The 341-nt window shown below is 70.7% G+C and carries 1 protein-coding gene; it reads right to left on the reverse strand.

The annotated features are described in order from the left end of the window. A partial coding sequence (locus tag R5H29_RS00040) for an outer membrane protein assembly factor BamE (protein WP_332328523.1) occupies positions 1 to 256 on the reverse strand: 256 nt, incomplete at its 3' end. Positions 257 to 341 lie beyond the last annotated feature (85 nt).

A 341-nucleotide genomic window follows, 5' to 3' on the forward strand; every position in this document is an offset into this window, starting at 1 on the left:
CACCCGGGGTGCGGCCGATGCGCGTGCTCGTGATTTGGGTAATGTAGATCCAGGTATTGTCGTCGAAGGTGGCGCGCGCGGTGGGGGAGCCCAGCAGCGCGGTGACGTCGGCGCGGCTGGACGTGCCGGGAATGAGGTCGCGCAGCGCTTCTTCCTCGATGAGCGCGCCGCGCCGCACATGCGTGGGATCGAAGATGTGCAGCGGGTTGCGCACACTGCAGCCAGCCAGCGCGCAGAGCCCGAGCGCCAGCACCACGGTGGGCGCCCATGCGGGCGACTGAACGAGCGGAGCTGCCGCTGCGGGCGCCGGAACCATTTTGGGCGCCCCTGCGGGCGCCGAA

Source organism: Stenotrophomonas sp. A3_2, from assembly GCF_036624925.1.
GTDB classification, from domain to species: Bacteria; Pseudomonadota; Gammaproteobacteria; order Xanthomonadales; family Xanthomonadaceae; genus Stenotrophomonas; species Stenotrophomonas hibiscicola.